Genomic DNA, 447 nt, shown 5'->3' on the forward strand with positions numbered 1-447 from the left:
ACTACGTGCGAACTGAGGAATTTGACCTGCCTCGGTATAACCAATTGAACGATATAATGAAGATGCAATGTCACCTAAACGTGTGTCGAGAACCAGCAATGACAAACCAAGTTCACAAGCTACGCTTTCCATTAGCGACATTAGTTTTTTACTAACACCTTTTCCTCGTGCTCCCGTGTGAACCATAAGTTTTTCAACTTCCCCTCGATGTGAGCCATTAGGCTTAGAACAAAGAGACAGTTGAACTGCACCTACAATATTTTCATTGTCATAAGCAAGAAACAGTTTTCTCGCACCCGACTTGAGGTCTGACTCTACAGATGACCAATACAACTTTACTTCTTGTTCATCGACTGGTGTTAAGAAGCCTACAGAGGCTCCACTTTCTATACAATCAGTTAGTAACGAATTTAGCTGTTCGACTAAACCTGATGTTGTACTTACTTC

At 41.2% G+C, this 447-nt stretch carries 1 protein-coding gene; it reads right to left on the reverse strand.

What is annotated here, in order from left to right:
• The coding region (locus AACW06_RS20065; RefSeq protein ID WP_202884125.1) for a GNAT family N-acetyltransferase at positions 1–447 on the reverse strand (447 nt) is incomplete at both ends.

Origin of the sequence: Vibrio sp. S12_S33 (assembly GCF_963889785.1) — a bacterium.
Classification (GTDB): Bacteria; Pseudomonadota; Gammaproteobacteria; order Enterobacterales; family Vibrionaceae; genus Vibrio; species Vibrio aestuarianus.